The sequence below is a fragment of the Nitratidesulfovibrio oxamicus genome (assembly GCF_015731765.1).
Classification (GTDB): domain Bacteria; phylum Desulfobacterota; class Desulfovibrionia; order Desulfovibrionales; family Desulfovibrionaceae; genus Cupidesulfovibrio; species Cupidesulfovibrio oxamicus.
Genome location: NZ_VRYY01000111.1, coordinates 1 through 22977 on the forward strand (window position 1 = coordinate 1; position 22977 = coordinate 22977).

25 protein-coding genes and 2 pseudogenes are annotated in these 22977 nt (G+C 58.9%); 18 read left to right on the forward strand and 9 right to left on the reverse strand.

The window, feature by feature from the left end:
* Positions 1–260: 260 nt before the first annotated feature.
* Positions 261–1358, reverse strand: a pseudogene (locus tag FVW20_RS19635) (integrase core domain-containing protein).
* A gap of 281 nt (positions 1359–1639) precedes the next feature.
* Here FVW20_RS19635 and FVW20_RS19975 point away from each other — a divergent pair.
* On the forward strand, positions 1640–1765 hold the full coding sequence (locus FVW20_RS19975) for a hypothetical protein (RefSeq protein WP_269145810.1): 126 nt from the start codon (positions 1640–1642) through the stop codon (positions 1763–1765).
* A 36-nt stretch (positions 1766–1801) separates the two neighbouring features.
* Entirely contained in the window at positions 1802–2794 is a 993-nt protein-coding gene (locus FVW20_RS05000) for a hypothetical protein (RefSeq protein WP_196608554.1), read from the forward strand.
* Positions 2795–2982: 188 nt separating this feature from the next.
* On the opposite strand, the gene FVW20_RS05005 is transcribed toward FVW20_RS05000, so the two are convergent.
* Positions 2983–3423, reverse strand: coding sequence for a hypothetical protein (locus FVW20_RS05005; protein ID WP_196608610.1), 441 nt, complete (start codon positions 3421–3423; stop codon positions 2983–2985).
* 277 nt (positions 3424–3700) lie between these two features.
* Here FVW20_RS05005 and FVW20_RS05010 point away from each other — a divergent pair, with 277 nt between their 5' ends.
* The 5 genes from FVW20_RS05010 (at position 3701) to FVW20_RS05030 (ending at position 7884) form a co-directional block, all read left to right on the forward strand.
* Positions 3701–4129, forward strand: coding sequence for an HIT family protein (locus tag FVW20_RS05010; RefSeq protein ID WP_231038880.1), 429 nt, complete (start codon positions 3701–3703; stop codon positions 4127–4129).
* A gap of 191 nt (positions 4130–4320) precedes the next feature.
* Entirely contained in the window at positions 4321–5007 is a 687-nt protein-coding gene (locus tag FVW20_RS05015) for a hypothetical protein (protein WP_196608555.1), read from the forward strand.
* A 427-nt stretch (positions 5008–5434) separates the two neighbouring features.
* Entirely contained in the window at positions 5435–5776 is a 342-nt protein-coding gene (locus FVW20_RS05020) for a hypothetical protein (protein WP_196608556.1), read from the forward strand.
* An 11-nt stretch (positions 5777–5787) separates the two neighbouring features.
* Positions 5788–6762: a hypothetical protein gene (locus FVW20_RS05025; RefSeq protein ID WP_196608557.1), complete on the forward strand. Its 975-nt coding sequence runs from the start codon at positions 5788–5790 to the stop codon at positions 6760–6762.
* 432 nt (positions 6763–7194) lie between these two features.
* Positions 7195–7884 (forward strand): hypothetical protein, encoded by a 690-nt coding sequence (locus FVW20_RS05030; RefSeq protein WP_196608558.1) that lies wholly within the window; start codon positions 7195–7197, stop codon positions 7882–7884.
* Between the two features lie 192 nt (positions 7885–8076).
* On the opposite strand, the pseudogene FVW20_RS19640 reads toward FVW20_RS05030, so the two are convergent.
* Positions 8077–8406: pseudogene (locus FVW20_RS19640) on the reverse strand (MucR family transcriptional regulator); the annotation flags it as partial.
* Between the two features lie 446 nt (positions 8407–8852).
* Between FVW20_RS19640 and FVW20_RS05040 the strand changes: the two are divergent.
* The 3 genes from FVW20_RS05040 (at position 8853) to FVW20_RS05050 (ending at position 11254) form a co-directional block, all read left to right on the forward strand.
* Positions 8853–9566: an ERF family protein gene (locus tag FVW20_RS05040; protein ID WP_196608559.1), complete on the forward strand. Its 714-nt coding sequence runs from the start codon at positions 8853–8855 to the stop codon at positions 9564–9566.
* Positions 9567–9635: 69 nt separating this feature from the next.
* Positions 9636–10892 carry a hypothetical protein gene (locus FVW20_RS05045; RefSeq protein WP_196608560.1) on the forward strand — a complete coding sequence of 419 codons (1257 nt, stop codon included), beginning with the start codon at positions 9636–9638 and terminating at the stop codon, positions 10890–10892.
* A 2-nt stretch (positions 10893–10894) separates the two neighbouring features.
* Positions 10895–11254, forward strand: coding sequence for a hypothetical protein (locus FVW20_RS05050; RefSeq protein ID WP_196608561.1), 360 nt, complete (start codon positions 10895–10897; stop codon positions 11252–11254).
* On the opposite strand, the gene FVW20_RS05055 is transcribed toward FVW20_RS05050, so the two are convergent.
* Positions 11251–11556, reverse strand: coding sequence for a type II toxin-antitoxin system RelE/ParE family toxin (locus tag FVW20_RS05055; protein WP_196608562.1), 306 nt, complete (start codon positions 11554–11556; stop codon positions 11251–11253). The genes FVW20_RS05050 and FVW20_RS05055 overlap by 4 nt on opposite strands.
* On the reverse strand, positions 11553–11795 hold the full coding sequence (locus FVW20_RS05060; protein ID WP_181409363.1) for a CopG family ribbon-helix-helix protein: 243 nt from the start codon (positions 11793–11795) through the stop codon (positions 11553–11555). The genes FVW20_RS05055 and FVW20_RS05060 overlap by 4 nt, the downstream gene beginning before the upstream one ends.
* Positions 11796–11888: 93 nt before the next feature.
* Here FVW20_RS05060 and FVW20_RS05065 point away from each other — a divergent pair, with 93 nt between their 5' ends.
* The 7 genes from FVW20_RS05065 (at position 11889) to FVW20_RS05095 (ending at position 16819) form a co-directional block, all read left to right on the forward strand.
* On the forward strand, positions 11889–12866 hold the full coding sequence (locus tag FVW20_RS05065; RefSeq protein WP_196608563.1) for an AAA family ATPase: 978 nt from the start codon (positions 11889–11891) through the stop codon (positions 12864–12866).
* A 104-nt stretch (positions 12867–12970) separates the two neighbouring features.
* Positions 12971–13267 carry a hypothetical protein gene (locus tag FVW20_RS05070; protein ID WP_196608564.1) on the forward strand — a complete coding sequence of 99 codons (297 nt, stop codon included), beginning with the start codon at positions 12971–12973 and terminating at the stop codon, positions 13265–13267.
* A 76-nt stretch (positions 13268–13343) separates the two neighbouring features.
* Positions 13344–13631 carry a hypothetical protein gene (locus FVW20_RS05075; RefSeq protein WP_051384305.1) on the forward strand — a complete coding sequence of 96 codons (288 nt, stop codon included), beginning with the start codon at positions 13344–13346 and terminating at the stop codon, positions 13629–13631.
* Positions 13632–13676: 45 nt separating this feature from the next.
* Positions 13677–14702: a DUF3150 domain-containing protein gene (locus tag FVW20_RS05080; RefSeq protein WP_196608565.1), complete on the forward strand. Its 1026-nt coding sequence runs from the start codon at positions 13677–13679 to the stop codon at positions 14700–14702.
* Positions 14703–14778: 76 nt separating this feature from the next.
* Positions 14779–16371, forward strand: coding sequence for a cobaltochelatase CobT-related protein (locus FVW20_RS05085; protein ID WP_196608566.1), 1593 nt, complete (start codon positions 14779–14781; stop codon positions 16369–16371).
* A 102-nt stretch (positions 16372–16473) separates the two neighbouring features.
* Complete coding sequence (locus FVW20_RS05090; RefSeq protein ID WP_196608567.1) at positions 16474–16644, forward strand: hypothetical protein; 171 nt, start codon at positions 16474–16476, stop codon at positions 16642–16644.
* A complete protein-coding gene (locus FVW20_RS05095; RefSeq protein WP_196608568.1) occupies positions 16637–16819 on the forward strand; it encodes a hypothetical protein in 183 nt (60 codons plus the stop codon). The genes FVW20_RS05090 and FVW20_RS05095 overlap by 8 nt, the downstream gene beginning before the upstream one ends.
* 294 nt (positions 16820–17113) lie before the next feature.
* Here FVW20_RS05095 and FVW20_RS05100 read toward each other — a convergent pair whose 3' ends face one another.
* Together FVW20_RS05100 and FVW20_RS05105 are read right to left on the reverse strand one after the other, a co-directional pair.
* Positions 17114–19573, reverse strand: a complete 2460-nt coding sequence (locus FVW20_RS05100) for an AAA family ATPase (protein WP_196608569.1) — start codon at positions 19571–19573, stop codon at positions 17114–17116.
* Positions 19574–19862: 289 nt separating this feature from the next.
* Positions 19863–20078 carry a helix-turn-helix domain-containing protein gene (locus FVW20_RS05105; RefSeq protein WP_196608570.1) on the reverse strand — a complete coding sequence of 72 codons (216 nt, stop codon included), beginning with the start codon at positions 20076–20078 and terminating at the stop codon, positions 19863–19865.
* Positions 20079–20658: 580 nt separating this feature from the next.
* Between FVW20_RS05105 and FVW20_RS05110 the strand changes: the two genes are divergently transcribed.
* On the forward strand, positions 20659–21846 hold the full coding sequence (locus FVW20_RS05110) for a tyrosine-type recombinase/integrase (protein WP_196608571.1): 1188 nt from the start codon (positions 20659–20661) through the stop codon (positions 21844–21846).
* A 388-nt stretch (positions 21847–22234) separates the two neighbouring features.
* Here the strand turns inward: FVW20_RS05110 and FVW20_RS05115 are convergent, their stop codons facing one another.
* Together FVW20_RS05115 and FVW20_RS05120 are read right to left on the reverse strand one after the other, a co-directional pair.
* Positions 22235–22612, reverse strand: a complete 378-nt coding sequence (locus FVW20_RS05115) for a type II toxin-antitoxin system VapC family toxin (RefSeq protein WP_190243939.1) — start codon at positions 22610–22612, stop codon at positions 22235–22237.
* A complete protein-coding gene (locus tag FVW20_RS05120) occupies positions 22609–22851 on the reverse strand; it encodes a type II toxin-antitoxin system Phd/YefM family antitoxin (protein WP_231038881.1) in 243 nt (80 codons plus the stop codon). The genes FVW20_RS05115 and FVW20_RS05120 overlap by 4 nt, the downstream gene beginning before the upstream one ends.
* Positions 22852–22977 lie beyond the last annotated feature (126 nt).

Here is a 22977-nt window from a genome sequence, read left to right on the forward strand (position 1 = left end):
CAAGCGGCGAGAGCCAGAGCCCGAGGATACCGAAATGTGGAGAACTTCATCACCATGGTCTACCTGATCGCGGCCCCGATTCAGGTCGTGGTGGCTTCATGAATTCCACATCAAACGTCGAAGAACCCTATTTTTCAAGGTGGCTAGCAAAATCATATGCGTCGCGAGTCTTGATTCAAGTTGTACATGGTAATGCTTTGTTGTTGTCCGGCAGGGTGTTGTGGGTGGACCAGTCCCCACGAGTTGTACCACTCATTGTGTTAGTCTGTGCTGCCCACTTGAGTCCAGCGCCCCCCCCAGGGGGAGCACCCTGCCCCACGGGGTAGGGTGGCGACCGGCGCTGGCGGACTTTGCCCCAGCGAGCTATGCGGCCTGAACGTGTTATATCTTGCCGCCACATTTCCAGAACCACCTGTGCCTCCCGGAGCGTATAGAACAGCTCCCCGCTTAGCTTCTCATCCCGGATTTTGCCGTTGAAGCTCTCGCAGTAGCCGTTCTCCCAGGGAGAACCAGGCTCAATGAACAACGTCTTCACGCCGACCTTGCCGAGCCAGTTTCAACGAACAACCGTGCCAAGCAGTGCAACACATCGTCGGAGCGGAGCTGCCTGAAAACCTCAAGCGCCAGGCACTCCCGAGTGAACTCGTCGATGACCACGAGGATGTGAAACGCCCGGCCTTCGTGCGTTCGGTCCATTACGAAGTCATACGACCAGACATGGTTGGGCCAGCAAGGCCGTAGCCGGACGCATGAACCATCGTTGAGCCAGAGCCTACTGCGCTTCGGCTGCTTTTGCGGAACCTTCAGCCCTTCCTGACGCCAGATGCGCTCAATGCGTTTGTGGTTTACCAGCCCCCCCCCGCTCAAGCAAAGCCTGGATGCGGCGATACCCGTACCGGCCATACTCGCTGGCGAAATGGATGATGGCCGCCTTCAGCGGTTCTTCATCACTGGCTATGCTGGGGCGGTATCGCTGGGTCGCCCGAGGTTGCTCCAGCAAGCGGGACACTCGCCGCTCCGGCACATGAAGAACCGCACGCACATGAGCCACACATTTCCGGCGCCGGGAAGGGCTCAGAAGTTTCCCATTGCCGCCTCCTGCAAGATGAGCTTGTCCAAGGTTAACTCTGCCACGGCCTTCTTCAGCCAGGCGTTTTCACCCTCCAGCGCCTTCAGCTTCTTGGCTTGGTCAACCTTCAGCCCGCAGCACTCGTTTCGTCAACGGTAGAACGCCTGCTCACAGCCCCCAAGCGATAGGAGCGTCTCGCCCCCCCCCCCGCCTCGCCCTTGAACAAAGAAGCCCCGGCCTCACGCAGCTTGGCGATTTTCTGCTCAGGCGCTTGTCCCCTTCTGCCCATTGCCTGCCTCCATGGCCCAAAGACAAACAAAATCCCTAGGGCTAGGGGGCAGGTCAGGATCGTAACGTTCTTCGCGCAATGCAACTGATCATGACTGCACACGCTATGTGCGTTCAAAAAAATAGCCCAAAATTCGCATCCAAAGCCCCACCGAATGTGCAGTAAGCAACCTTGATCAATTCCGAAAAAACGTGGTAAAGGGACTCCGGCGAGAGCCCCAAGGCAAGCTTCGTGATGAGTGTCCTTCGACGGCGTGGGGTCACCTGGCGGGGAATAGGGGGGTGACTGAAGACTGGCGCCAACGCTTCAACGCGGCGGCCCTATTCAAGCTCAAGCAATATGCCTCGGAAGCTCTGAGGCAAAAGAACCGCCTCTACATCATCGGGGCGGTCACCTTCAAGAATTGAGCGCCAAAAAAAATCCGATAAGACTGGCATGTACATTTGGCTGATACCAGCGGGCTGACAGTCCAGGGTAGCGGAAGCACACATTTACCTGAGGAGAGAGATATGCACCCATGTATCTTGCTTAAAATTATGATCGGTGCTTTTGCCATGATATTATTGAGTTCTGGGGGGACCCTATCGAATACGTTACAACAAAACATCCCTTCCGACAACAACGTTTCCAATTTAATTCAAGACCGTGCTCATGCCGATACACATGACAACAAACCCATTCTATATGCAGGAGCAACCTCTAACACATCAAAGAGTGCGCAGCCATCTGCAAATCCGCAAGCGCACAAGAAATTCGACATCATGGGGGTTGTAATACCCTCTCAAAGAGATAACGCCAGCTTAACACTAATTAAAAACGCTCAAATCAATACATTTAAAATATCTGGGACAGTACGCGGAGGGGGGTATGAGACTTCTTCGTTAAATTTCGGCATTCGAGGCGACAACGAAACATCTGAATACAAAGAACGCATTTATGGCGTATGCAGTGTTGCCGACACTGATGAGCTTATTGCGATAAGTCGTTTTGTTTCGTTCAACAAAGGACACCGACCAACAAAAGACGTTCTTCTAAATCAATTCATTGAAAAGTATGGCGAACCAATACATGGACCCAAAATAGACTCGGTAAACAGCCACTACTATTGGACTATTAACACCGATGACAAGTATTTGGGGCGATCTGTTAACAACCTCCAAGACGCCATTGAGCGCGTGATGGAGATGGCTGAAGGTCAATATAATGCAAGCATAAGCACTCTGTCAGGCGCAGGCACCGTGCTGCATGTTCGCATCAGCACGGAGCTCATGGGACCCGGCAAGGATACAATCGCTGATCGCTTGTATTATGCTATCGTTGATTTCCCGCGCGCTGTTAAGTCATACAATCACTTACGGTCGACACTTGAGTCTGGGGCAAATCAAACTAGACAACAAGAGAAGGCCAAGGCTGAGGCAGTCAAACCAGCGATATAAGTTGGTACTTCGCGGATAAAGAGCGCAGATGCGGTATTGAGCAGTCGCTGCTGACTTCTGTGAAGAGCTAGCATTCTTCCGACGCAGCCGCCCGATGGGGGCTAATCAGACTGCCCGCAACCCTGCGCCCCCTCTTCCGGCTGCCCCCACAGAAAGTCCATCACGGAATGCCTGCTCGGGGGCAGCCCTTAAACATTTTTGCTTTGGTGCGCCAACTCATGCCTGAAATGCCCGCCGAACAATATCATGGCTGCCGTTCCAGAATCCGCTCCTTGTGAGCGCCTGGCACAGGGAGCCCTGCGCTCGATGCCTTCCAACTGCAGGAACAGTTCATAGGGATCACTATCGGCACGTCCGCAGAATCCCCGGCCATTGTCCGAACGCACCGTGACGCCCGACACTCGTACTCTTTGAGAAAAGTACAGCCCGAACTCGCTAAGCATGTGTATCGCACCGTAACCGGCAATTGCTGGCATATCGCCTACTGAAGGCGTAGCCACGTGGCAACTGATGACCCATTGCTTGTCATCTTCGAGATACAGCGCCTGAATCTCGACATAGGCATGGTCGAGATACGGCTTGAAGCCCAGATCATCAAAAACTGAATACGACGTTTGGGTATCGCTCATGACATCCGCGAGGGTTTGTACTTACAACGGGTGAGAACCAGCCCTTGTGCCCGACCAGCCCCCCCCCCCCCAAGGCAACCTTACCGCCCGTTGTTATGCCAGAGCCACGCCCTATGTAAACACCACAGGCACATGAGAATAATCAGGCAGTTGCTCATACCGATCATCACTTGCCAAGGAGAACGCCGCCGGGCAGAAGGGGCAGGAATTCGCACGCGGCCGTGCAGGCTGGTATGTTTGCGCCGAGAACCCCGCCATATCCCGCCGGAGAGGATCCATGACGACTGACGCCACAGATTACCCCAACACGGCCTACGCGGCAGACCGGCAGGCAGGCTGCCCCTTCTGCGACGAAGGCGTGGCCGCCCGGGCGCAGCACGTGCACGGCACCTGCCTTGCGCTGCCGGACAAGTACGCCGTCACGCCCGGGCACATGCTGATCATCCCCCGGCGGCACGTGACAGACTGGTTCGGCCTGACGGATCAGGAACGGCGCGACGCGGACGAGATGATCCGCCAGTTGCGGGCGCACATCACGGCGACCGACAGCAGCGTGGCCTGGTTCAACATCGGCGCCAACTGCGGCGAGGAAGCCGGACAGACCATTTTCCATGCCCACATCCACCTCATACCGCGCCGCAAGGGCGACTGCCCGGACCCGCGCGGCGGCGTGCGCGGGGTGATACCCGGGCGCATGGGGTATTGAGGGTGGGCGGCCTGCTACGCCCGCGACTTCTCGAGAAGTCAATTAGAAAAAAACAAATAGTTCTCAAGGAGTGGCAGGATATACATAACCCAAAGCTTCCCGATTCCAAAAAACCGCGTTCAAACTCAGCCCCCCCCACGCCGCACATGTCACACTTCCTACACTACCAGCTGACAAGGAGTTGCAGGCCCATGAAACACCGTATCGTCAAACTGGCTTTGGCATTGTCCGCGTCCGCAGCGATTGCGCTGGCCGCTTCCTATTCGCATGCTGCAGATGCGGCCACAGGCACGGCTGCTGATAGGGCTGGCGAGTTGAAGCAATGGAGAGAGAAATGCAATGATCCCGACCCGGACCTTCGCCTTGCACACATAGAACAGGCAATCGCGACAAACGATGCGCCGGTTCAAAGAATCTGCACCAGAAGCGCCCTTGAAAGCGACAATCTGGACATCAAGAACCTCGGCCTCAGGGCTGCTATTGCTTCATCAACCCAAATCACCTTCACCGTCGAACAGTCCCCCGGCCTCATAGAGGCCTTCAAAAAGGCCGGAAACGACGAAAGGGCGCTTAATCAAGTCAACGACTCCTACCTCAACAGACACTGGAATTACCTGAAAAACGGTCTCGTTTTTCTCGTTGACGGCGCCAAGGTCACCGGTTCCAGCTCCGTCTGGTTCTGCATGGTCGACTGCCAGCGCAGGGATGATACGTACAAAGGCAATGCTGTCGTAACCGGCAACAAAATCTCTTGGGTTGGCCGCACCAGCCTTGGCACTTGCACCCTTAACCTCACCCTGGAGAAAGGCGGAGAACTCAAGGGCATGTTCCAGGTCGACAAAGAACCGGCATTCCCTGTATCCGTCAAGCTTTTGTAATCAAGACTCAAGAATCCATAGCAGGGAGAAGTGCGGAATGTCGTCTTGCAGCACAACACATGCAACAACCATACTCTTGTGCGCATACCTCTTGCTACTGCCAACTGGCATCGCCCATAGTGCTGCAGACCCCCTCCCCTTGAGGGCGGACCAGACATCGTTCCGGGAAGCGTACGATCAGGCCGTGCCGGTTTCGAGCAGTGCCATCGTGGGAGTCCGGATCGGCGATCCTAGCGGAAACGTCAACATCGGCGACATTCGCCTCCCTGCTATGACTGACAATGCAATATGCGTCCGAGCCGTAACACAGGATGGACGGTTCTCGGCAAACAACCTCTACAAGGCAGAATCCCCGTCTTCGCCAGGGCCTACCGCACGCCTTTTACCGGTCACCTTGCGCTACGGAAGCATCCTCTCCGGATACCAAATGGATTCTTTCGCTCTCAAGGCCTTCACGTCTCACGCTGGCAGCTGCGATCCTGAAGACGCGATACACTTGCCGCAACTCCTTCCCCCAAATGGGCAGACACGAAAGTTGTCGATCCTTGTCAACTCTAGTGGCCGCTACACTTCAATGCAAATTCACGGCATGAAAAAGATTCCCTGCTCCAACGTTTCCCATGGGGCAAGAATCGCCTATGACAAGCAATGCGTTGCCGATCTATCCGACATCCCCCCCGGTACGACAGACATCCTGATCACCCTGGATGACGACTTCCGCGAGGAAACAACCAGACTCAAGGTCATGATTCCGCCTCCGGGTCTTTGAGGGAGCACGGCATGGCTACTGACACCGTAATGAAACCGGTGCGTTCCCTGCTTACGCGATTGAAACCCAGAAAAAGCGTATCCACGCTGATTGCAAGCACGCTCCTGATCACCCTTGTCATCATTGGCTTCATGCGCTTCCTGCCAGAACGGAAGCCCTACGTGTCAATTTCGGCCAATTCGGAATTCGCCACCTACAGGGTAACAAGGGAAAAAGCAGCCGAGGTTCCACTGAACGAGGCGGCATACCGGGGCGACATCGCCAGTTGCCCGCGACTGGAAGAACTGACTGGCAAAAAAGCCCTTACTGGCCGTCTGGAGCCGTCCACGGGTTCCATCGTCACCTACCGTAACTATGATGGTGAAATTGCAATTGCAGTATCGGCGGGCCCTCATGGCCCCGGGACATTGAACTTCGCTGATGGCCCCCCGTGCTCCTTGGGAACCCGCTCGATCTTTGTTCTGAATGGCAAAACAGGATCCGTCCCTCCACTTCCGATTGCCGGACCGGCGGATATCGGACGTGAATACGGAGAACCACCGATCCCAGACGGCCAGCGGCATCATCCGACAGACCACATGTCGGCAGGTTCCATACAGATTTTCGGACGCTCGCGGCTCGCCCCATATCTGGGTGCATTGTACCCGGTTTCATCAGCTTCTTTCCCTCTACCCGCAGGAGGGCGTCTTTCATCGGGGGACAACCTTTCCCCCTCCGGGCAACATGCACAGGCCGAACCCTGGTACGGCATTGCAGAAGTCCGCAATGACGGTTTCAGAATTTCCGCCACAACTGCAACCGCCAACCTCTATCTATACCGACCCGGCGCAACCGGAGAGACAGAGCGTTTCGCTCTTGATGCCTTCGTCGGCCCGCTCTCCGACCCCAGTGTAATCTTGCTGACCGTGTTTTTTGCCATCGTAACGATGACCTTGAAGTCAGTGAGTGTCGTCATCACCCTTCTGCGTGACGACAAGGGGAAATAAGGAACTGCTGTGCTCATTTCAAAAAATATTATCGCCTGCATCATTGTCCTTATTTCAATAAATGCTGCGTCGGCAGAGCCTGTTTTTGTCCGCTCAAGAAGTGGAGAGTACGGACAGGGGTGGCTATTTGGATCTCCTCAAACAGGTCGCTGCTGGATCGCCGTTCCCGCTCACGTCATACGGTCTCCGGAGACAGGCACACTAGATCCCTTTCACTACACTGACATGCAGGGAATTTCAGGGGAAACAGACAGACCCGTTTCCGCTGAAACAGGCTCTCACGCTTCTGCGGCGGACAATGAATCGCAAGACCTCGCTTTTGCCCAGGTAACAGCCGGCAGGCAGGCCGGAGACTGCCAATCAAGACTTGGCGTTCCAACATATCGATACGAATCCATTGTCCGGAGAGCGCAATCATTCAACGTAATGCACATGCTGGCCACCAGCTATCACACCTTTCCTGCCAATCTTGCTGCCGGAGCAGTCGATCAATACGGTGGTGCCATCATCGAATTCCGCATTACGGGCGAGACTGCTGCAGAAGCCCTGAAGAAAGGAATCAGCGGAGCAACCATAGCAACCAACGACGGAAAAGAGTCTGTCCCCGTCGCCATGACCCTCAGAATAAAAAGCAACACAACGACATTACGGGCGATGCGATACGACTACATAAAGGAAAGATTCGCGTCAGCAGAAGTACAATCCAGTTCCGGCACACTGCCCGTACCATCCAGGCTCAGCATTCCATATACCATACTCGGAATAACAAACACCCCTATGGATGGGGATACAGGCGCTACGGGGCTGCAATCCGCGAGCGGCTGCTGGCGATCGAAAGCTACCCCCGGGGCGCGCACCGTGGACCTGACAATCAATGTCAATGCCACAACGCAGCGCATCAAAGCCGTCCGGGTTGTCACTGCCCCCTGCGGGAGCATCCCTTTGAAATACTGGGTGGACCAGCGCATCAAGGAAGATGCCCCATGGGAATACGTGACGGCCTGCGAACAGCCCGCCGACAGCTCCGTCGATTGCAGAATAGACCTTGCTACTCCCAGGCAGTTACGGTTCAGGTTTGATGCCCGGACACCGGTAGCAATCAACGCACTGCTGCTGCAGTAATCCGCAGCGGCATCAGACCATATTTTTTCAAAGCGCTGCAATTAGTTCCGTTAATAACGGAACGCTGACTGCGAAGCCCTTCCATGGGCACTCGCCAACTCTTTCAGGCTCACCAAAAAGCCGATCAAGACACACACCAGAAAGGGGGCCTGCAGCCCCCTTTTTTCATCGCACGGGCCTTTACCCTGCGCGTCATGCCTTCTTCGGTCTGCCCTTTGCCTTGGGCTTGGCCGGGGCCGCCTTGGCAGCCTTGCCGGTGGCCGGTGCAGCTTCGGCAGCCTTGGGCTTCGCCCCGGCGGTCGCACGGCGGCGCTCCCACAACTGCATTTCCTTCATCTTCTTGCGGCGAGCCCGCACAAGGGCCTTGCAGGCAAGCGGAGCGCCCTTCTTCAGCCCCCACTTCTCGCGGTAGGCGTCGGCATCCAGGCCGTGCAGGGCCAGATGCTTAGCCGTGATGATCTTGCACACCTTGCCGCATTCAAGACAGATGACAGTCGTTTCCCTGATGGACTTCGCAGCGTCCGCCTTCGCAATGGCGGCAGGTGCTGCCCCTAAGGGTTCGGCGCCGAGCTACGACAGGGCCTGCAGGCAACCTGACCAGCACCCGCCGGGCACGGCAGTGTCAGGTGAATACTATCTCTGTACAGAAAGGATTTACGCAATGAAGAGTACTGTCCCACGTCCGACAAGGTTTCTATCACCTGGGTCCTTTCCCAGGACAAAACGAACTTCCAACTGAACCAATACGCCAACGATTCATGGGCGAAGTTCAGGGTACGTTCCGGCGATGTTTTGATGATCATTTATCTCGACTAGACAGGCAGTCGGCATGGTGCCCCGCCATGCCGCAAAGCGCATCATCCATCATCTTTTCAGATATACATTACATTCATGATACTGGGGAGATATTCCCAAAAGCCGCCCTGATACCCTGTGTGCCAGGGCTTTTCATTTTCCAAGGAGACGCCATGGACAGCCTTCAGTACACCTCTCCTGAGGTCACCGACCTCGCCAAGGCCCTCATTGCCGTTCAGCACACCCTGCAACCGGCCATCAAGGACCGTGAGAACCCGTTCGCCAAATCCCGCTATGCAACTCTCAACTCCGTCATGGACTCCTGCCGGGATGCGCTGCTGGCCAACGGCATCTGGGTGGCCCAATACCCGGTTCCGGCCGAAACCGGACACCTCGGCCTCGTCACCAAACTCACGCACGCGGAATCCGGCCAGTGGCAGTCGTCGCTGCTGGTCATGCCCCTGCCCAAAACCGATCCGCAGGGGTACGGCAGCGCCATGACCTACGCCCGCCGGTACTCCCTTTCGGCCATGCTCGGCCTGGTGACGGAAGACGATGACGACGGGGAGGCCGCATCCCGCGACAGGCCCGCACGGCAGAGAACGCCTCGCCAGCCACGGCCTCAGCAGCCTGCTGCCGCACCTGCGCAGCAACCGCCCCAACCTCCGACGACTCAACAGCCCAAGCCCGCAGAAACAGCACATCCAGCCCTGGCGTCACTGCCACGGCTGGATGGAGTCAGCTACACGACGGCCACCGCCCAGGATGGCCGTCTTTGCATTCTGGCGTCGGGCAGCACGTCTGCCCGCAAGCAACTGCTCTCGGCTGCCGGGTTCAAATGGAACGCCGAGCGCAAGGTCTGGTGGCGGTACGCCGAGACCGCCTGATCCACACACCACGCCAAGGGCGGGGATTCCCCCGCCATGGGGGAGCCTCGCCCATTCGATGGAGCCCCCATGACAGACACCTCGCAATCCCCCATGCCTCCGGCACTGGCGGCCCCTCTCTCCCTCCTCGCCGAATCCCTGCTCGCACACGGAGTCCACACCACGCAGTCCCAACTGGGCGACCGCAACACCTACGTCGGCATGTCCGACATCGGCGCCGCAACGGAATGCCTGCGCTCGGCGGTTGCCCGCAAGTTGGCGTCGCCGGGCACGCAGCCCCACATCATCCCGCCTCAGCATGTCGATTCCATCCTGAAGCGGCATCTCCCCTTGCACCGAGGCCACTGGCAGGAGGCTGGGATCACCGACGCCCTCACAAAAAGCGGCCACCGACTCATCCCGCAACTGGAAATCAGCGCTTCCTTCCACGGCGTGCCCATCAAGGCCCACCTCGACATCACCCTCATCCACGAAGCCTCGACACCCGTCATCCGGGTGCTGGAACTCAAGAGCAACGGGCACCTGCCCGAAACCCTCTACACCTCCAACGAGGTGCAACTCTACGGGCAGATTGGCCTGCTGGAGAGGACCTGGCATCGCCCCTGCTGCTCGCTGCGTGACGAAGACGGCCAACCGGTCTTCACCCGCAAGACCTTCCCGGAGGCGGCCCGTCTGCTCTTCGGCATCGACCTGCCAGGCACACCGGAAGGCGTGACCATTGAAGGCTGGGTGCTTTCCGTGTCCATGGCCGACGCCAAGGCCTTCGGGCCGTACACGCCCAACCGGGCCATGCTCGGCATCTGCTGCAACACGGCCGCCGACCTCTGGCAGGCCGTCAGCGCCGTCAAGGCAGGACAGTTGACGCTTGACGACCTCCCGTACTGCCAGGGGTTCCATCCCCTGTGCGACTGGTGCGATGCCAACGCCACCTGTCCCAAGTTCCGACCCATGCGGGTTGACGGCATACCCGTGGACCTCGGACCCGCCCACGCGGCGGACCTCGACCATCTCGCCAGCCTGAAGGAGCGCAAACTCGCCATCGAGGGCGATATCGCAGCGATTGAAGGACGCATCCGCACCGCATTCCAGCGCATCGCGGCGGTAAGCGACAGCATGGCCCGGGACTGGATAACCGCAGGCAGGCACCGCTTTCGGGTGGCATCCATGCCCGGCAGACAGACCATCGACCAGGCGGCCTTGCAGGAAGAACTGCAAGCCCTGACCGGCGATCCCCAAACGGTGACAGACATTCTGGAGCGGGCCCGCAAGACCGGCCAGCCTCATGAACGGCTGTTCATCAGCCCCATCAACGAAAAAGGAGAATGACCATGGGATACTACAGCGAAGTCGCCCTGTGCCTGTCCGACAACGGGCGGGCACGGCTTGATGCGGCGATGCACGAGGCGAGGCAGCATGCCACGAATCCCGGCGACATTGAATTGTTCCTGCAAAACGGACTCAGGCAGGACGCGCCGGACTCCGAGGGCGTGCTGTACTACTGGGAAGGCGTCAAATGGTACGCGGACTTCGAGGAGGTACGGCTCATCACCGACGTCATGGATGAACTTGACGTTGACGACTACCTCTTCCTGCGCATCGGCGAGGACGTTGACGATGCCGAGATTCTCGGCGGCTGGTGGGACAATCCCTTCGACGCACGCCTGTTCCGAACCATCGACTTCGGCTAGGGGGCGTCAGAGTTATCCGGTCCCGGCCAATCCTTGCGCTCATGGAGCACCCTGACCACGACCACTCGCGCCTCTTCGACCAAGTAGACAAGGAGGTAAGGGCTCCGCCTCACCACGAGTTCGCGGGTACCCGCTACTCGCCCCACGCGGCCAGCAAGGGGGTACGGCGAGAGCAATTCAGCGGACGCGAAGATGCGTCGGACCATGCCTTCGGCCAGCCCGGCATCCTCCTGGCGCAACCACATGGCAATCTCCGCAAGATCGTCCAGCGCCGGGAGCGACCATTCGATGACACTGCTCATTCCAGTGTAATGCCCAGGGCGCGCATGCGGTCTTTGGCTTCGTCATGGCTCACCACGCGCCCTTCGCGAACGGCATCCAATCCCTGCCTCACCTTGAGACGAAACCAAGCATCATAGGCAAGGAACTGCTCGACGGCTTCCTTGATGACTGCGGCGCGCGTGCTGTCCGTGGCCGCAGCGATCTCGTCCAGCCGGACGACGGTATCCTGATCGAAACGAATGGTGGTGGGATGCTGCATGGGATGACCCTCCGTAGTCATTTATGACTACATCCGTTAGCAGCAAACGTCAACCGCCACCACCTCTTCTCGCCATTATCAAAGGAGCACCCCATGCCCTATACCGATTCGGGCCTGCACGCGTTGCAGCCCGTCGATCTCGACGCTGGCGCCGTGTTCAGCGGCACCCCGTCGGGTCGCATGATCAAGGGCTACCGCCAGCCCTCGGCGTATACCCCCAAGGCCGACCCCGACTACATCTTCCACGAAACCACACGGGACATCGTGGTCTGGCTGATGACCGCCTCCGATCCGCTCTACGTGTTCGGCCCCACCGGCAGCGGGAAGTCCAGCGCCATCCGGCAACTGGCCGCCCGGCTCAACTACCCGGTCTTCGAGGTCACCGGGCACGCCAGGCTGGAGTTCCCGGACCTGGTGGGACACCTTTCCGTGCATCAGGGTTCCATGGAGTTCCAGTACGGACCGCTGGCGCTGGCCATGAAGCACGGGGGAATCCTGCTCCTCAACGAGTTGGATTTACTGGAACCAGCCACGGCCACGGGCCTCAACGGCATCCTCGATGGCCAGCCCCTGTGCATCCCGGAGAACGGCGGTGAACTGGTCACGCCGCACCCCATGTTCCGGTTCGCGGCCACGGCCAACACCAACGGCGGTTCCGACGAAACGGGCCTCTACCAGGGCACCCTGCGCCAGAACCTTGCCTTCCTAGACCGATTCTGGCTGTGCGAGATGGGCTACCCCGAACCCGCAGCGGAAGAACGGCTGCTGGAGCGTATCGCACCGCAACTCCCTGCACCCCTGCGGCGCACCATGATCGACTACGCCAACGAGATCCGGCGTCTGTTCATGGGCGAATCGGGCACGGCACATGGCGCCTCCATCGAGGTGACCTTCTCCACCCGCACCCTGATCCGCTGGGCCGACCTGACCCAGCGGTTCCAGCCACTGGCCCGACAGGGCATCCAGCCCGTGGCCTACGCCCTCGACCGGACACTCGGCTTCAAGGCTACGCGGGAAACCCGAACGCTACTCCACGAAATCGCCCAGCGCATGTTCCCCACGGGGGAGTGAACGGGGACGCCGCTACCGCGCCGAACTCGTCCGCTGCGGACACCCCCGGCAAGGATGCCGCGTCTCCCCGAATCCCGGGCAATACCGGCCTGGTGCTCCAGTTCATGGATTCCCTGCTCACCCGTCAGTCTCTTGATCCCGCCTTCTTCGCCTCCCTCCCTGCGCCTCCCTGGCTGCGCCTCGAAAAGGACACGCCTTCGGGCGGCAAGTTCTGGTCCTGCACCATCCAGGAGCACGGCATCGACCTCCACTGGGGCAAGCTCAATACGCAAGGGCAACGGCTCGCACTAGCCATCACCCGGTGCAACCGAGGCAACCCCATCCGCGAGGCGCGGTCACGCACCCTTGGCAAACTCAAGGAAGGCTACCGGCTCGCCTCGTCATACGGCCCCCTCCCGTAACCGCGATTTCCCTCCCGACGATTCCGCATTCTGGAACGACCTCGACCTACACAGCACCCACGAGGAGCACACACTCATGAAAGCGACATCCGCCATGCGCATCTTTCCCTTCTCCCGCAGCATCCACCTCGTTCGGGATATCCACACCAACGGCGTCCGCCACCACTGGAAGGCGGAAGCGGAACTCTACCTCCTCAAGGTCAGCACCTGGACCGGGGATGACGAAGAACCCCATCCCTCGCGGGTCACGGTCCATACCATCGGGTGGGGCCGGTGCCTCGACGAGGACCCGGTACAGGAGATGTGGCGACAGGCCGCGGAGAAGATCGAAAAGGACCACTACCACTTCCACAACGGAATATAGGACGCCCCTCCCCCGAGGGGCGTTCCGCTTTTATGGAGCACGCACATGAACGACACCATCCTGAACTGCCTCATGGCCATCAACCTCGACGTGAACATCTGGACCGCCCGCCGCAAGCTGACCCCGGCGGACTTCGGCGGCGCGGACCTGCCGCCGGAGGAGCTTGCCTCGCTCGGCAGCAAGCGCATCTGCGATCCCGAGGAACTGAAGATATTCGGCACGCTGAAGGCGCGCGCGGTGAACCTGCTCGACCGCCACGGCGTCCGCTTTCTGGGCGGTTGGGGCATTCCGGAGGAAAAAGCCCCCGTCCTTGTGGAAGAACTCGACCGCATTCGTGACGAATTCCTGGCCGCCAGGGATACCTTCCTCACCCGGTACGATGACGCCGTTCGGGACTGGATTGCCCGGCACGGCGAGTGGGAACGCATCATCGCCGACTCCACCGTCAGCGCGGACTACGTGCGCAGCCGCATGGGCTTTCGTTGGCAGGTATACCGCATCGTGCCGCCCGCGCCGGGCGATGTGGAGCCGGTGGGCCAGGGGCTTGCGGAAGAGGTGCGCGGGCTTGGCCAGACCCTGTTCGACGAGGTGGCCAAAGCCGCCACCGAGGCCTGGCACAAGTGCTATGCGGGCCGCAGCGAAGTGACCCACAAGGTGCTGTCCCCCTTGCGGACCATCCACCAGAAGCTGGCCGGACTCACCTTCGTGGAACCGAGAGTGGCCCCGGTGGCCGACCTCATCGGCACGGCCTTCGCCAACCTGCCCAAGCGGGGCAGGATACAAGGGGCGCACCTGCTCATGCTGCAAGGGCTGGTGGCCTTGCTGCGCGATCCGTCCGCGCTCATGGAGCACGGTCAGCGGATCATCGAGGGGCACCGCCCGTCCGATCTGCTGGATGCTCTACTGCGGCAGGATGGGAGCATGGAGAATGGACGGATAGCGTCCGCAGACGAACCCGAAGAAGGAGAGGACGACATGCCCGACCTTGGGGACGATCTTGCGCTGGACGCCATTCCCCACGAGGTCATGTCCGATCTGCAACCCGTGCTGCCAAATTGTGGGCTGTGGTAGGGCTTACCTTCCCCCATCCATTGGCGCTACTACCGGGCGGACCGGCCACTACGGGCTGCCCCTGCTGGAGGACAACATGCTGGACACACGCGCCGTGATGCGCTCGCTGCCGCTGGTGGCGAGCGTGCTCGGCAGGAAATACGGCGTCACCGTGACCATCGGGGGCACAGAGGCGTACACGGACGGTAGCGCGATCCATCTCCCCGCCCTGCCAGTGGGCGTGCCCGACACCTTCCTCGCACTGGCCCGAGGCTACATCGACCATGAGGCCGCCCACCTGCGGGATACTGACTTCGCAGCCTTGAAGGCCGCGAAGCTTACCCCGCTTGAGCACCATGTGTGGAACATCATCGAGGACTGGAGGGTTGAAAACCGGCTGGTTGCCTCGTTCCCCGGCTGCCGGGGCAACTTCGACTGGCTCATCGAACACTTCTTCGGCGGCAAGGTTACAGCGACAACGGACGATCCCGCAGTGCTGTTCCTGAACTGGCTGTTGCTCACCGTCAGAGCATGGGACGTCCCGGCCATCGGAAAACGGCGCGACATCATCGCGGCCCGTCTCAACAAAGTATGTCCGGGCCTGCTTACTCGCATGGCCTGTGTTGTCGAAGCAGTACGCACCTCGTGCGCATCCACTACCGAGGCCATTGCCCATGCGCGGGCCATCGTCGCTGAACTGGGCAAGGCCACGGAAACGCCGCAGCCCGCGTCAGGTACGAATCAGGACGCCAGCCAGGCTGGGGGCGACCCGGATGGTACCGGTAACGGCAACCAGCCCACGGCATCACCGTGGGAACGGATACGAAACCTGCTGCATGCCCAGGAGGACGAGCTTCCGCAGGAATTCGGTGCAATCCTTGGTGAGGCCCTGAAGCGTGAGGCACCCGCCAGCGACGGATTGCCCGTGAACGTGGCCACCGTCACCCACAAGGTAAGCTGGGACTTGCACCCCGACGACATCGCCGAGGCCAAACGGGCATCGACGGCCCTGCGGACGCGGCTCCATGGCCTATTACAGGCTGCGACCATCAGCCGGACCCACGGGGCACGAAGCGGGAAGCTCGACCCGCGCAGACTCCACCGCATCGCCACGGATGACGCCCGCGTCTTCATGCGCAAGGGAACGCGCGTCGGCATCAACACAGCCGTACATCTGCTCCTCGACTGCTCCGGGTCCATGACCCCGAACATCCGGCTGGCCAGCACGGCCTGTCACGCCGTGGCTTCGGCCCTTGAGACCGTGGGCATCAACGTGGCCATCACCGCCTTTCCGGCCAGCCATGACCCGGCGTCGACGGAACAGAAAACCGTGGGCCGCCTGGTGCGGCACGGACAGCGGGTACATCCGGGACTGAAGGTGGCAGCCGTGGGGACCACCCCACTGGCCGAGTCCCTGTGGTGGGTGATGCAGGAAATGCTGCCCCTGCGTGAGGCCCGCAAGCTCATCCTGCTGCTGACCGATGGCGATCCTGATACGCCGACATGCGCCCTGGAAGCCATCCGGCACGCCGAACGGCTGGGGTTCGAGGTCTACGCCATCGGCATCGGCGCGGTGAACATCCTGCAGCACCTGCCGGGACGGCACCGGACGATCAACACCATGGCCGAACTTGCCCCGGCGATGTTCGGCCTGCTGCAGGGCGCGCTGGTCGGAAGGCGCGCGACATGATGCAACTACGAAAAACACCGGCAACGAACAACGGGGAGGCACCACGCCTCCCCTTTCTCTTTCAACACCCCGACAAGGAGGTCGTATGCGTTGGATGTACCTGTGCCGGTTCTGGCCGTGGAAGAGGTGCCTTCTGCCGCCTACGGAATGCGTCCTCTTTGCGGACTGTCCGAAGGTCCGCATCCCAAGGAGGATAAAGATATGAACTGGGGATCAATCCTCGCCATCGCCATCGCGGTACTTAACATCGTCAAGGAGAGCATCGATGACTGACCACGAACCCGAGGACGAGGGAATGAACAGGGCCTGGGTGTTTCTTGGCGGCTGCCTAGCCGGTGTCGCTGGCGTGTTCGCTGCTGCCATATTGTCGGAGACAGGCACCACGAAAACGAACGATTGCGAGGAAGAACCGTTGGCGCTGCCTGAGGGCCGTCCCCAAGAGGAGTAGTCCATGAAGGGGGGAGACTATCATCCCCCCCACAACGGAGTAGGGGGAACGCCACAGGCGCACACCCCCACCCGGACGCACTAGCCCACCATGCTGACATTACTATTTTTTTCTTTTTAGCCCTCAATTTTTCACCGATTTGCGGTGTATAACCACCGAATCACCGGTGCATTTCGCGGCACAACCCCGGCACATCACGATAAAAGCACCGCGCATGGCCGGGCATTCCCGAAAAAGGAAGGGTGCCCCGTATGCTGAGGCACCCGTTCAAGACGGAATCGCTTGCAAGCAGCACTACACACAACGGTAGTAGGTGGCCTTGCCTTTGCCTTCCTTTACGATAAGCCCTCGGTCCTTGAGCTTTCGGAGTATGCCACCAAGCTTGTCCTCTTTGAGGCCGGTCCGTGTTTCCAGTTCGACACGGCGACTCTTCTGCTTTTTCAATACATTGAACACCTTGTCCTCGTCTGGCGACAGGGAGTCCATGTCGACATCCCGGGTGGGGATAACGGGAGGCTCCATTGCCCTCGGCTCGCTGCTCAATCCTTCAGACATAGGCGATTGCCCGACGTCTGCGAGAGAGCCCTCGATATGGCGCCACCCACTACCTACCGGAAGGTGGTAGGTACAGGATTTCCTTTCAAGTTGGGGCGCAGCCTTGCACTTGGTAACGGTCATTCGCACGACTGGACCGTCGGCTTGGCAAACCTCCTCCAACTCAGGGCTCCGGTTCTCCTGGCTTGCCAACTGCTCGCGCCCATCCAGGCGGATGACGTTCTGGGACAAACTGGCGAGATCGGCTGATCCTTTGAAGTTTGTTCCATCCTTGCCGGAGTGATGCACGATGATGACCGCGATCCCTGCTTGTTCAACTTGTCGGACGAAGTTGAACAGCCCATCGGCGTTGCTTTTGGCCGCGCTTGGAGCCAACGACAACAGGTTGTCGATGACAAGCACATCAGCCTTTTCGTGGCGGAATTGTTCGATGACTTGTTGCGAGCATGCCGCATCCAGAATGTTCAAGCCGGATTGGGGCAGGATGCTCAAATTTTGATCCACGAGGGCCTGGGCATTCGGGTTTCCGTGAAGGAGTTGCTGACAACGCGCCTTGAAGTCTTCTCCGCCAACCTCACCATCAAGGTAGCAGACGCGGCGAGGGACCATCGCAGCTAGTCCGAATGCTTTGAATCCACCAGCCATAGCCAAGGCCAGTTGGATAGCGACCCAGCTTTTGCCCGCATTGGAGCATCCCCAAATCAGCGTCGTGTATTGGGGCGTGATCAGGATATCCAGAGTCAGAAGAACTCGGGCACCCGGCTCTTTTCCCTGAATGTCGCCAAGACGAAAAAACGGGATGGTTCCCTTGCTTTCCCGAACCTCCTCCGTGGGCACGGACACAAGGCCCACGGACGCCATCCACCGCCTATAGTCCGCAGCCGGAATAGACAGACGGCACACGTCCTGAGCAAGCTTTGAGGGCAATTCAATGCGGTCAAGGTACACCGCCCTCCCCCACAGCTCCTTTTCCCACGATTCAGGGGGACAAGAGGCATCAATGACCGGCACACCGGTGGCAATGATGGGCCACGGGTAGACGCTCACGCTCGCGGCGCCTTCCCTTGCGCAACGTTTCGCCCAGTCTTCAGCCCCCTTCACCCCCTCACGAGTGGAGTCGGGGATAATCACGACAGGATGCCCGGCTAGGTCTTTGAAGTGCAGGGCGTCAAATGCAGTCGCCCCCCCAAAGCAGCCAGAAGCAATGATGCCTGCCCGTTCAAGCAACCGACCCTCCCGTGCCTTCTCCCGAAAGTGCATGGCCACCCGCGTACCGAGGCAGAGCAACACGGGAGCCTTCCGATATCTTGCCATCCTCGTGCGCGAATACAGCCAGGCAGAGGCCGGAGCCACACCGATACGTAGTGCAGGTTCGCCATCTTTCTCGACTCGGCTCGCGAGCACAAAAAAATCGCCATTGCCGTTGGTATAGCGGCAGACCGCCTGCTCCTTGAACCCACTGAAGTCATGCAGATAGTCCACATCTTCAAGTTGGTAGGAGCGCCCTCGAACGATAAGTTGCTTCGGGATATACTCCTCAATGATGCTGGTGCTCGGCGGCAGGGAGGGCGGGGTATTGCTCCCAGCCGGAAACGTATGGAAGCAGTATTCCGGCTTCAAGCCGAGCAGCCCTCCCACGACCTGAGCCGCTTCGAGTGGGCCTCTATTCAGGCTTGAAGACGCCAGGGAAATGATGCTCTCATCCCCCTTGTTACTCTTGGGATTCCCGCCTCGGCGAAGCCACAAATGCCTGTCAACGTCAATGCCAAGCGCCATAAGCAGGCGCTCGCGACGGTCAGCGGCGAGCTTTGCAAATTCCCACTCGACCAGCGCGCTGAATACTTCCGCATTTGAATCCGCCGTGAGGACAGACGGAAGGTTCGAGCCGTCAACCCCGGCCAGCATCCGCTTTACCTTGGGTGATATTGCAGGAAAATATTGAGTCGTATCTGCCGGGTAGCTCGCCTGGTTATACGGCAGATGCGGGGCCAGTGATGTTCGGGGCCGCGCCCATGGGGCCTCCCGTTGCCACCGATGAGGCGAACTGGGCTGCGGTAACGAAGAGGCCTCTGTGGGTGTGACGTCAATGACAGGAGACTCACCATGTAAAGCTGGCTCCCCAAGCATGCAGGAACGGGCTACCGGTTGTCCCGTTATCCATGCAGTTTCTATCATTTGTTCAATGCTCAAATCTTTCATACAAACTCCTTTGCATGGGCTGGGAGGTATCCCCCCCAGCCATGCGATCTATCGCTTTGGGATGATTGTGACGTCCAAACGCGTCAGCGAAACCTGGATCTCTTCGACCTTCGCAAGTGACTCGGGCGATGCCTCCAGGACTTCCTTGACACGCGCGGCAAGGACATTGAGATCGATTTGGGGACTCTTAGGAACTTGTTGTTCTTCTTTCGGATGCATATGAACCTCTCATGAGTTGGAGATTGAGTAGCTCCAGCCACCGCGTTGGATATCAGCGCGGGGCACTGAACTACGAAAAGTCGATTCTGTGCGCCTGCATGAAGCTGGCAATGTCTATTGTCGAGTAGCGAACCGCTCGACCGACCTTCGTGTAGGGGAGTCCCTTTCTTCGCAGGCGATGCCCACGCAGCGTGTGGACGCTCAAGCCTGTCAATTGTGCTGCGGTTTTTTCCGATACCCACTGGGTGTCCGGGGCCTCTGTGCGCTCAACGCCACCAATGCTCATGGCAATCCTCCTGAACCAAAGCTCTTTTTCTTAAATGGGCTGCTTTGCGCACCCAACAGATCAGTAGAAACCAAATTCCTCGAAAAATGTCATGGGTACCAAACGTCGACGTTTGGTACCTGGAGATGTTGCCCATCACGACGCACGGGAGAGAGGATAAAAAGCAGGAGGCCCCCCAGTTCGGGAGGCCTCCTAACAGATGCGTATGGTGACGGGGGGGCCCATGGTTTTGCTACTACGAGATTCCGATTAGCCATCCCAAGGTTGGAAATAGGGTTGGAAAAACAAAAAGGCCCTTACGGAGAGCATCCGTAAGGGCCTTGATTTACTGGTTGCGGGGGCCGGATTTGAACCGACGACCTTCGGGTTATGAGTTTATTAGTCCACGATATTCCTCACCTTTCCCGACCCACCCCAAGAAATCACATTTAAACTATAAAAACAGAATATTGAAGAGAAATATTTAGCTCGAAAGCTCCCTAAACCTTCCCGAGATTTCGCGTTGTCACCCCGCAAGAGGTGGGGCTATAATGGGGCTGGCTCCCTTTTCGTGAAACATGCCCATCCCCGCGAGATACCCATGACCACGACGACCTCCACCAGCTACCGCGGCGTTCGTTACCGCGAAAGTCAGACCCGCAAACACGGCTCGAAGCCCGATCGCTATTTCTTCATCCGGTACAAATCCGATGGTAAACCGAAGGAAGAAGGTGCCGGGTGGGCATCCGAAGGCATGACCAGCCAGAAGGCATCTCAGCTGCGAGCCAGGATCACTGAGAATATCAGGCTGGGGCGACGCCCGCAGTCTCTCGCCGAAATGCGCGAGATGATGCGCGAGGCCCGCGAACAGGCCGCTGTTGAAGAGCGCCGTGCAGCCCATGCGGCCACAACCTTGGACGAATTCTGGGAGAGGCACTACCTGCCCTCCTCTACCCTGCACAAGACGCCACAGACAATGAGGACGGAATCCGGGTACTACGCCAAATGGATCAAGCCGGTACTCGGCAATTCCCCACTCAGCGCCCTTACCCCACCACTCATTGAGCAGGTAGCCAGCAACGCCATGACCGCTGGGCGAAGTGCGGCCACCATCCGCCACCTGCTGGCCATTATCTCCCAAGTCTGGGGCATGGCCCGGAATCATGAAATCGTGAGCGGAGAGTGCCCCTGCACGCGCATCAAGAAACCTCGCAAGGACAACAGACGGATGCGCTTCCTGACGGAATCCGAAGCAAGCATCCTACTCGCGGAGCTCAAGAAAAGATCGCAGGACACCCACGACAGCGCCCTGCTCTCCCTCTTCTGCGGCCTCAGGGCAGGCGAAATCCATGCGCTCACCTGGACGGACCTTAACTTCACGGCAGGGACCATCTACATCCGCGACCCCAAGAACAAGCACAGCAGGCATGCGTACATGACCGGCGAGGTCCGGGCGATGCTCACGGAACGCTCCCAGGGCCCGAACGGCACAGAGTACGTCTTCCCGGCCCAGAACGGCGCCAAGCGCAACTGGGTATCCGACACCTTCGAGCGCGTCGTCGAGCAACTCGGCCTCAACGAAGGGATCAGCGACACCAGACAGCGCGTGGTCTTCCATACCCTGCGCCATACGTTCGCCAGTTGGCTCGTGCAAGGCGGCACACCGCTGTATACCGTCGCCGAGCTCATGGGGCATACCACGCTTGAGATGACCAAGCGCTACTCGCACCTCAGCCCCGACACGGTCAGGGCCGCAGCGATGAGCCTGCAGGGCAGACTCAGCAAATAGCCCCCCTCCTCGACTTGGCCGCACATTTACCCGCCAATTACTAGAGCCTTCCCCTAAAGGGGAAGGCTCTAGCTAGACACACTCAAAAAATCTCAACACTTTGTTTTTATTAAAAAATTTAAGCAACACTCAACCCCATAGCGCCAAGCCCTGCCAAGACGCCTAACACACTAAAATCACTTACATGACTAACAACACCCAAGTTGCGTCAAGCCTGCCTGCCAAGCCTTGGAACCGCCACTCGTTGGCCAAACTTGGCAACACGACACGACTCGCTCCCTGTACTCGCGATGCCCCTTTGCCCACCCAATCGGCTGTCCGGCTCCTTGCCGAGCACGATAGGGGCAAGTGAGTCCCCCGCTCGTAAGCGAGAGCCCCCTTCACAGCTTCAAATATGGAGCACCAGCGGCGTATAACTGGAGAGTACCGAGTCGCCGGTAATCAGCCGCATGGGTTCGGCCATGGCCTGGGAGACCAGCATATGGTCAAAGGGGTCGTTGTGGTGCCTCGGAAGGGTCGCCAACATCTCCGCATGCACACCAAGAAGGGGAAGTTCAAGGAAGCCGCTTTCCTGCGCTGCAACACGAAGCACTGACAACTCGGCATCAAGCTTGCCGATGCGTGTTTTGATGGCGATCTCCCACCAAGATACGGAGCTGACAAAGACCTCGTTTTCATCAGCAAGCAGCAACTCCCGCACAGGCTCAATGCGCGGGGAATCGGTCAGCGCCCAGAGAAGCGCGTTGGTGTCCAGCAGCAGCCTCATTCCTCATTCCCTTCAAAAGCGGCGAGAAACTCCGGCGGCAAAGGAGCGTCGAAATCATCTGGGACTATCAGTTTGCCCTTCAGAAGCCCAAGGCGCTTTTTCGGCTTGGCACTTGCGGCCGACTTAAGGACGGCCTCTGCTCGGCCATAGCTGCCGATAAAAATGGTTTCACCGCCTGCCGCACGTTTTACCAACTGTGACAGAGAGCTCTTGGCCTGATGCATGGGGACGATATTCATTGTCACCTCCATACGATACTCCTTGTTCATTTCAGACTTAGCTAGAGCTTAGCCCGAAGTCAAGGATAGCACGCCAACACCAGCGAGAGAGCAAGCCCCAAATAGTTATCGGCTGACCGGTGGGGG

What these genes read in the sequence shown, in the direction of transcription:
- FVW20_RS05050 (WP_196608561.1), top strand. Translation starts at nt 10,895, where the DNA reads ATGGGATACTACAGCGAAGTCGCCCTGTGCCTGTCCGACAACGGGCGG.
- FVW20_RS05085 (WP_196608566.1), top strand. Translation starts at nt 14,779, where the DNA reads ATGCTGGACACACGCGCCGTGATGCGCTCGCTGCCGCTGGTGGCGAGC.
- FVW20_RS05040 (WP_196608559.1), top strand. Translation starts at nt 8,853, where the DNA reads ATGGACAGCCTTCAGTACACCTCTCCTGAGGTCACCGACCTCGCCAAG.
- FVW20_RS05095 (WP_196608568.1), top strand. Translation starts at nt 16,637, where the DNA reads ATGACTGACCACGAACCCGAGGACGAGGGAATGAACAGGGCCTGGGTG.
- FVW20_RS05120 (WP_231038881.1), bottom strand. Translation starts at nt 22,851, where the DNA reads ATGAATATCGTCCCCATGCATCAGGCCAAGAGCTCTCTGTCACAGTTG.
- FVW20_RS05045 (WP_196608560.1), top strand. Translation starts at nt 9,636, where the DNA reads ATGACAGACACCTCGCAATCCCCCATGCCTCCGGCACTGGCGGCCCCT.
- FVW20_RS05015 (WP_196608555.1), top strand. Translation starts at nt 4,321, where the DNA reads ATGAAACACCGTATCGTCAAACTGGCTTTGGCATTGTCCGCGTCCGCA.
- FVW20_RS05110 (WP_196608571.1), top strand. Translation starts at nt 20,659, where the DNA reads ATGACCACGACGACCTCCACCAGCTACCGCGGCGTTCGTTACCGCGAA.
- FVW20_RS05005 (WP_196608610.1), bottom strand. Translation starts at nt 3,423, where the DNA reads ATGAGCGATACCCAAACGTCGTATTCAGTTTTTGATGATCTGGGCTTC.
- FVW20_RS05010 (WP_231038880.1), top strand. Translation starts at nt 3,701, where the DNA reads ATGACGACTGACGCCACAGATTACCCCAACACGGCCTACGCGGCAGAC.
- FVW20_RS05030 (WP_196608558.1), top strand. Translation starts at nt 7,195, where the DNA reads ATGCTGGCCACCAGCTATCACACCTTTCCTGCCAATCTTGCTGCCGGA.
- FVW20_RS05115 (WP_190243939.1), bottom strand. Translation starts at nt 22,612, where the DNA reads ATGAGGCTGCTGCTGGACACCAACGCGCTTCTCTGGGCGCTGACCGAT.
- FVW20_RS05065 (WP_196608563.1), top strand. Translation starts at nt 11,889, where the DNA reads ATGCCCTATACCGATTCGGGCCTGCACGCGTTGCAGCCCGTCGATCTC.
- FVW20_RS05025 (WP_196608557.1), top strand. Translation starts at nt 5,788, where the DNA reads ATGGCTACTGACACCGTAATGAAACCGGTGCGTTCCCTGCTTACGCGA.
- FVW20_RS05100 (WP_196608569.1), bottom strand. Translation starts at nt 19,573, where the DNA reads ATGAAAGATTTGAGCATTGAACAAATGATAGAAACTGCATGGATAACG.
- FVW20_RS05080 (WP_196608565.1), top strand. Translation starts at nt 13,677, where the DNA reads ATGAACGACACCATCCTGAACTGCCTCATGGCCATCAACCTCGACGTG.
- FVW20_RS05070 (WP_196608564.1), top strand. Translation starts at nt 12,971, where the DNA reads ATGGATTCCCTGCTCACCCGTCAGTCTCTTGATCCCGCCTTCTTCGCC.
- FVW20_RS05020 (WP_196608556.1), top strand. Translation starts at nt 5,435, where the DNA reads ATGGATTCTTTCGCTCTCAAGGCCTTCACGTCTCACGCTGGCAGCTGC.
- FVW20_RS05105 (WP_196608570.1), bottom strand. Translation starts at nt 20,078, where the DNA reads ATGAGCATTGGTGGCGTTGAGCGCACAGAGGCCCCGGACACCCAGTGG.
- FVW20_RS05055 (WP_196608562.1), bottom strand. Translation starts at nt 11,556, where the DNA reads ATGAGCAGTGTCATCGAATGGTCGCTCCCGGCGCTGGACGATCTTGCG.
- FVW20_RS05075 (WP_051384305.1), top strand. Translation starts at nt 13,344, where the DNA reads ATGAAAGCGACATCCGCCATGCGCATCTTTCCCTTCTCCCGCAGCATC.
- FVW20_RS05060 (WP_181409363.1), bottom strand. Translation starts at nt 11,795, where the DNA reads ATGCAGCATCCCACCACCATTCGTTTCGATCAGGATACCGTCGTCCGG.